Genomic DNA, 7304 nt, shown 5'->3' on the forward strand with positions numbered 1-7304 from the left:
AAGTAATGCCGCACCCGAGGAAAGAGGGGGGCGCCCCCTCCTAAAGGAGGTCTTCGCCTCCCCCTTCGGCGAGTTCAAGCAAGAAAGCCTTGCACCTCCGCTTTAGGTGCCAAGCATTCCGCGCAGGCGATACAGGGCCTCCTGGGCCTGACGGGGTGTCAGATCGTCGGGTTCCAGGGCCGCGAGCGCCGCGATCACCGCCGACGCGGCCGACTCAGGCGCCGGATCGGGCGCCGGATCGGGCACGGGGTCGGGGTCCGGCTCGGGGGTCGGCTCGGGGGTCGGCTCGGGGGTCGGCTCGGGGTCGGGGGCGCGGGTCCGGGCGGCGGCGAACAAGGGCAGGTCGTCGGCGCGGCGCGTCGGGCCCAGGGGGCCCTCGCCCTTTTCCAGTTGGGCCAGGATTTCCTCGGCGCGCCGGATCACCGGGGCGGGCAGGCCGGCCAGGCGGGCGACGTGAATGCCATACGAGCGATCCGCCGCCCCCGGCCCGACCTCGTGCAGGAAGATCACCTGCTTTTTCCATTCGCGGATGCGCATGGTGTGGCAGGCCAGTGCCGGCAGGCGGGCCGAAAGCGCGGTGAGCTCATGGTAATGGGTGGCGAACAAGGCGCGGCAGCGGTTGGCGTCGTGCAGGGATTCGACCGTGGCCCAGGCGATGGAAAGCCCGTCGTAGGTCGCGGTGCCGCGCCCGATTTCGTCGAGGATGACCAGCGAGCGCTCGGTGGCCTGGTGCAAGATGGCGGCCGTTTCCACCATTTCAACCATGAAGGTGGAGCGCCCGCGCGCGAGATCGTCGGCGGCGCCCACCCGGCTGAACAGGCGGTCAACCACCCCCAGCCGCGCCGAGGTGGCGGGCACGTAGGAACCGATCTGGGCCAGGATCGCGATCAGGGCGTTCTGGCGCAGGAACGTGGACTTGCCCGCCATGTTGGGTCCGGTCAGCAGCCACAGGCGTTGCCCGGGCGCCAGGTCGCAGTCGTTGGCCACGAAGGCCTCGCCCCCCTGCCCGGCCAGGGCCGCCTCCACCACCGGGTGACGGCCGCCGGTGATCGAGAAGGCCAGGGAACCGTCGATCTCGGGGCGGCAATAGCGCTGGCGCTCGGCCAGCTCGGCCAGGCCCGTTGCCACGTCCAGGCGGGCCAGCGCCCCGGCGGCGCGGTCGATCGCCGGCCCCCGTGCCAGCACCAGGGCGCGCAGATCCTCGAACAGGGCCAGTTCCAGGGCCAGGGCCTTGTCGGCCGCGCCCCGGATGCGGTCCTCCAGCTCCGACAGTTCCACGGTGGTGAAGCGCACCTGGCTGGCCAGGGTCTGGCGGTGCATGAAGGGGTTGGCCGCGCCGTCGCCTCCCGATCCCGGCGCGGCGTTCATCAGGCGGTCGGCGCGGCCCGCCGGCACCTCGATGAAATAGCCCAGCACATTATTATGCTTGATCTTGAGGGCCTGAATGCCGGTCTCGGTCGTGTAGCGGGCCTGCAAGGCGGCGATCAGGCGGCGGCTTTCGTCGCGCAGGCCGCGCAGTTCATCGAGGCCGGCGTGAAATCCGGGCCGGATGAAGCCACCATCGCGGACCATCGGGGGGGGCTCGTCGGCCAGGGCGCGGTCCAGGTGATCAACCAGGGTGTCGTGTTCCCCCAGGTCGTCGAGCCACGCGGCGACGGCGGCCGGCGGCGCCTGCCCCGAGGAAACGGCCTGGCCCACCGCCAGCCGCATCCGGGGCACCAGGGCAAGGCCCCGGGCCACCGCCTCCAGGTCGCGCGGGCCGCCCCGCCCCAGGGAAAGCCGCGACAGGGCCCGTGCCATGTCGGGACACCCCGCCAGGTGGGCGCGCACCTCGGCCCGCGCGGCCGTGGCGGCGACGAACAGGCCCACCGCGTCCAGGCGTTCGGTGATCGCGCGCGCGTCGGTCAGGGGCGCGGCCAGGTATCCGGCCAGCAAGCGCCCGCCGGGGCCGGTCACCGTGTGGTCGATCACGGCCAGCAGGCTGCCCTTGCGCTCGCCCGACAGGGTTTCGTGCAGTTCCAGGTTGCGCCGGGTCGCCGGGTCCAGGCCCATCACCGCGCCCTCGTCCAGGCGGCGCGGCGGGCTCAGTCGGGGGAGCTGGCCGGCCTGGGTCAGGCTGACATAATCAATGACCGCGCCCAGGGCCGTGACCTCGGCCGGGGAAAAGGCGCCGAAGGCATCGAGCGCCGCCACCTCGAACACCGCGTGCAGGCGCCGGCGGGCGTTGTCGGGGTCGAAGCGGCTGGCGGGCAGCGGAGAGAGGGCCGCGCCCGACAGGGCCAGCGGCTCGCCCACCACCGGATCGGCCAGCACGGACTCGGGCACCACCATCTCGCCCGGGGCGAGGCGGGCCAGGGCCGGGGCCAGGGTGGCCGGGCTCACGGCCTGGGCGCCGACCTCGCCGGTGGACACATCGACCCAGGCCAGGCCCAGGGTGTCGCGCCCCTTGATCAGCGCCGCCAGGTAATTGGGCCGGCGCGCCTCCAGCAAGGTGTCCTCGGTCAGGGTGCCCGGCGTGACCACCCGCACCACCGCGCGGTTGACCACCGCCTTGGCCCCGCGCAGGCGCCGGGCCTCGGCCGGGTCCTCCACCTGTTCGCAGATCGCCACCTTGAAGCCGGCCCGGATCAGCCGCGCGAGGTACCCTTCATGGGCGTGGACCGGTACCCCGCACATGGGAATGGGCTCGCCCTGGTGGCGTCCGCGCTGGGTCAGGGCGATGTCGAGCGCCTGGGCGGCCCGGGCCGCGTCGTCGAAGAACAGTTCGTAGAAATCTCCCATGCGGAAGAACAGGAGGCTGTCGGGATGATCGGCCTTGATCGCCAGGTACTGGCTCATCAGGGGGGTGACATCGCCGGCGGGCGTGCTCGGGTCGGTCTCGGCCGGCGGAGCGGAGGACGAGACGGCGGCGAAAACCGGGGCAGGGCCCCGAAGGAAAGCGGGAAAGCGGGGCATGGATCCGGGTGGGTTAGAACCAATACGAGAACCGAGAGACGGTGACGAAGCCATAAAATAGCACGAGCGCCCCGCGCGCGGTCTAGGCAGCGCTGTCGGGCTGGGGCACAATAGCCCGCAAGTGGCGCCCCGACCCCCCGTTTCCAGGCCGTCGCGCGAGGGGACCCCCCGCGTTTCCCTTCCCGGCGGCGCCCGGTGCCGCCTCCCCCGATTCCCGGTTCGTGCCCGGTCCTGCCCCGTCTGGGGACAAGGGCCCGGTGCCCCGCCTTCCCCCGAGCGGCCGGAACCCGTCCTTCTCTTCTAGTCCCTTCAGGATTCCCGCATCCATGGCCGACGACACCAAACGCAATCTGGAACGCGAAGCCCTCCTGTTCCATTCCACGGGCCGCCCGGGCAAGATCGAGATTCATCCGACCAAGCCCCTGGCCACGCAACGCGACCTTTCCCTGGCCTATTCGCCCGGCGTTGCCGCGCCGTGCCTGGAAATCGCCCGCGACCCCACCACCGCCTATGACTACACCGCCAAGGGCAACTTGGTGGCCGTGATCTCGAACGGCACCGCCGTCTTGGGCCTGGGCGACCTGGGCGCCCTGGCCGGCAAGCCGGTGATGGAAGGCAAGGCGGTCCTGTTCAAGGCCTTCGCCGACGTTGATGGCATTGATCTGGAAATCGATACCCACGACGTGGACGCCTTCATCAACTGCGTGCGCTACCTGGGCCCCAGCTTCGGCGGCATCAACCTGGAAGACATCAAGGCCCCCGAGTGCTTCGTGATCGAAAGCCGCCTGCGCGAGCTCATGGACATTCCCGTGTTCCATGACGACCAGCATGGCACCGCCATCATCGCGGCCGCCGGTCTTCTGAACGCGCTCGACCTCACCGGGCGTTCGCTGACCGATGTTCGCCTCGTGGTCAACGGGGCCGGTGCCGCCGCCATTGCCTGCGTCGAGCTGATCAAGGCCATGGGCCTGCCCGGCGATCACGTGATGTTGTGCGACTCCAAGGGGGTTGTGCATCGTGGGCGCACCGATCTGAACCAATGGAAGTCCGCCCACGCCGTGGACACCGACGCGCGCACCCTGGCCGAGGCCATGGCGGGGGCCGACGTGTTCTTCGGGCTGTCGGTCAAGGGCGCGGTGACCCCGGAAATGGTCGCGGCCATGGCGCCCCGGCCGATCATTTTCGCCATGGCCAATCCGGACCCCGAAATCACGCCCGAGGATGTGCGCTCGGTGCGCCAGGACGCGATCATGGCCACGGGGCGTTCGGACTACCCCAACCAGATCAACAACGTGCTGGGCTTCCCCTACATTTTCCGGGGCGCCTTGGACGTGCGCGCGACCACCATCAACGACGACATGAAGATTGCCGCCGCCCGGGCCATCGCCGCCCTGGCCCGCGAGGACGTGCCCGACGAGGTCGCCGCCGCCTACGCCGGGCGCCGGTTGCGCTATGGGCCGGAATACATCATTCCCGTGCCGTTCGATCCGCGCCTGATCGCCGCCATTCCGCCGGCGGTGGCCGAGGCCGCCATGCGTTCGGGCGTGGCGCGCAAGCCGATCATCGACATGGAAACCTACCGCCGCGAGTTGTCGGCGCGCCTGGATCCCACCGCCGCCAGCTTGCAGGCGATCGCGGCCGAGGCCGCGGCCCGGCCCCGGCGCGTGGTCTTCGCCGAGGGCGAGGAAGAAAAGATGATCCGCGCCGCGCTGGCCTTCCGCAACGCGGGCTATGGCACCCCCATCCTGGTCGGGCGCGAGGACCGCATCCGCGAAACCATGGCCGGCCTTGGCCTGGGCGGCGATCTGGACGGCTTGGAAATCCAGAACGCCAAGCTGTCCTACCACACCAAGCACTACATGGATTTCATGTATCGGCGCTTGCAGCGTCAGGGTAGTTTGTACCGCGACGTGCAACGCATGGTCAACCAGGACCGCAACGTGTTCGCCGCGTGCATGGTGGCCCTTGAGGATGCCGACGCGATGGTGACCGGCACCACCCGCCACTTCCATGCCTGCTTGCAGGACATCTTGCGGGTGATCGAGCCCACCCCCAATGAACTGGTGTTCTCGGTTAGCTTGATGATCGCGCGCGGGCGCACGGTGTTCATTGCCGACACCAATGTCCACGAAGCGCCCACCGGCGAGGAACTGGCCGATATCGCGGTGCAGACCGCCGCCCTGGCCCGGCGCATGGGGCATGAACCGCGCGTGGCCCTGCTCTCGTACTCCACGTTTGGCGCGCCGGTGGGGCGGACCCCGGACCGCTCGCGCCAGGCGGTTTCGATCCTGGAGGAACGCCGGGTTTCGTTCGAATTCGACGGCGAGATTGGCGCCCACGTCGCCTTGGATCCGGAACTGCTGTCGCTTTATCCGTTCTGCCGTCTGTCGGGGCCGGCCAACGTGCTGATCATGCCGGGCCTGCATTCGGCCAACATCAGTTCCAAGCTGCTGCAGAAGCTGGGGGGGGCCACCACCATCGGCCCGCTTCTGATGGGCCTGTCGCGCCCGTGCCAGATTGTGCACATGGACGCGACCGTCTCCGACATCTTGCACATGGCCACCGTCGCCGCCGCCGAGGCGGGACGCTAAACCAACCCCGCCGCCGCCGAGGCGGGACGCTAAACCAACCCCGCCGTCGCCGGGGCGGGGCGCCAGACCAAGCCCCGCCGTCGCCGGGGCGGGGCGCCAGACCAAGTCCCACCGCCGGGGCGGGTGGCAAGCACCGTGCACGGTCCCGACCCTGGTGTCGGGGCCGCTTGACCCACCTGAGCACAACGGGGGCCGGCCCTGGCCGGGGCCCCCGTTTTTTTGCCTGTTGTGCTTCTCCTTTTCGCCTGTTCCTTGGTTTCTCCCCCCCGGTCGGAAGTCAGGAGGCGGTTCGCGCCTCCTGTTCCGCCCCCCGCGACGAAGGACCAACGCATGGATCGCCAGACGCCGGGCCTTGGACGCCTGATGAGCGTGGTGATGATGATCTGCGTGCCCACCACGGCCACCGTTCTGGGGCTGGCCGCCCTGGGCATGCTGCCCATTGGCGCCGCCGTGCTCTCGGTGCTTCTGGTGTGGATGCTCACCGCCTTGCTGGTTCGGTTTGCGTTTCGCGATCTGCTGGCGGCGACCCGCTACCTGCGCGATCTCGGCACCCACGCCAGCGAGGAGTCCCCGCCGCCGCCCGAGCTGCGCCTGGACGTGGCGCAAAGCGTGGTCAGTGCCGGGCGGGTGCTGGACCGGCTGTGGCGCCGGCGCGAACAGCATCTGCGCGACCAGGTTTCCTCCAGCGAGCGGGTGCTCGATACCCTGCCCGACCCTTTGCTGATGCTCGATGGCGAGGCCATCATCACCCGGGCCAACCGCGCCGCGCGCACCTTGTTCGCGCGCTCGATGACCGGCCAGGAGATCACCACCGTCCTGCGCGATCCCGGGGTGCTCGATGCGGTTGAGGCGGTGCTGGAGAAAATCCCCACCCGGCAGGTGGGATGGGTGATGCCGGGATCGGTGGAACGCGAGTTCGAGGTGCGCGCCACCCGCCTGCCGGCGCGGGGCATCGATGGCTCCCTGGTCATGGTGACCTTGCACGACATCACCGCCTTGCGCCGCCTGGAGCAGATGCGCGCCGATTTCGTGGCCAATGCCAGCCATGAACTGCGCACCCCGCTGGCCAGCCTGATTGGCTTCACCGAAACCCTGGCCACCAGCGCCCAGGACGACAGCGAGGCCCGCGAGCGGTTCTTGTCGATCATGCTTGAACAAGGCCGGCGCATGCAGCGCCTGATCGAGGATCTTCTGTCGCTGTCGCGCATCGAGATGGAAGAACACAGTCCGCCGGCCGACCCCGTGAACCTGATCGGCGTGATTGAAACCGTCGGCCGTCTCCTGGAAATCCGCGCGCGCGAGAAATCGATGGAAATCCGGGTGGAAACCACCAGCACCCCGGTTCCCGAGGTGATCGGCGACACCGACCAGCTGGCGCAGATCTTGCAAAACCTTGTGGATAACGCCTTGAAGTACGGGCGCCCGGCCACGCCGGTGGTGATCCGCCTGGGCGTGGTCGAGCGCGGTCCCGCCGCCATGCCCTCGGCCGTGCGCGCCCCTTGCCTCAAGGTGAGCGTGATCGACAGGGGGGAAGGCATCGCCAAGGAACACCTGCCGCGCCTGACCGAACGCTTTTATCGGGTCGACAAGGCGCGCTCGCGGGCCCTGGGGGGAACCGGCCTCGGGCTTGCCATCGTCAAGCACGTGGTCGCCCGCCATCGCGGCGCGCTTACCTTGGAAAGCGAGATCGGGCGGGGAACAACCGTCAATGTGTTCCTTCCCCTTTACGTTTCCCCCGGGGCGGAGGGACCCGTCTGA

General features: G+C 69.6%; 3 protein-coding genes. 2 read left to right on the forward strand and 1 reads right to left on the reverse strand.

The features are described 5' to 3' along the window. Positions 1-102: 102 nt before the first annotated feature. Positions 103-2955 carry a DNA mismatch repair protein MutS gene (gene mutS / locus ROR02_RS04840; protein ID WP_147162885.1) on the reverse strand — a complete coding sequence of 951 codons (2853 nt, stop codon included), beginning with the start codon at positions 2953-2955 and terminating at the stop codon, positions 103-105. 326 nt (positions 2956-3281) lie between these two features. On the opposite strand from mutS, the gene ROR02_RS04845 reads away from it, so the two are divergent. Further along, positions 3282-5546 carry an NADP-dependent malic enzyme gene (locus ROR02_RS04845; protein ID WP_147162886.1) on the forward strand — a complete coding sequence of 755 codons (2265 nt, stop codon included), beginning with the start codon at positions 3282-3284 and terminating at the stop codon, positions 5544-5546. A 330-nt stretch (positions 5547-5876) separates the two neighbouring features. After that, a complete protein-coding gene (locus ROR02_RS04850) occupies positions 5877-7304 on the forward strand; it encodes an ATP-binding protein (protein WP_147162887.1) in 1428 nt (475 codons plus the stop codon).

This window comes from Pararhodospirillum oryzae (assembly GCF_007992075.1).
Classification (GTDB): Bacteria; Pseudomonadota; Alphaproteobacteria; order Rhodospirillales; family Rhodospirillaceae; genus Pararhodospirillum; species Pararhodospirillum oryzae.

Coding starts and splice junctions, on each gene's coding strand:
- mutS (WP_147162885.1), bottom strand. CDS start 2,955: ATGCCCCGCTTTCCCGCTTTCCTTCGGGGCCCTGCCCCGGTTTTCGCC.
- ROR02_RS04845 (WP_147162886.1), top strand. CDS start 3,282: ATGGCCGACGACACCAAACGCAATCTGGAACGCGAAGCCCTCCTGTTC.
- ROR02_RS04850 (WP_147162887.1), top strand. CDS start 5,877: ATGGATCGCCAGACGCCGGGCCTTGGACGCCTGATGAGCGTGGTGATG.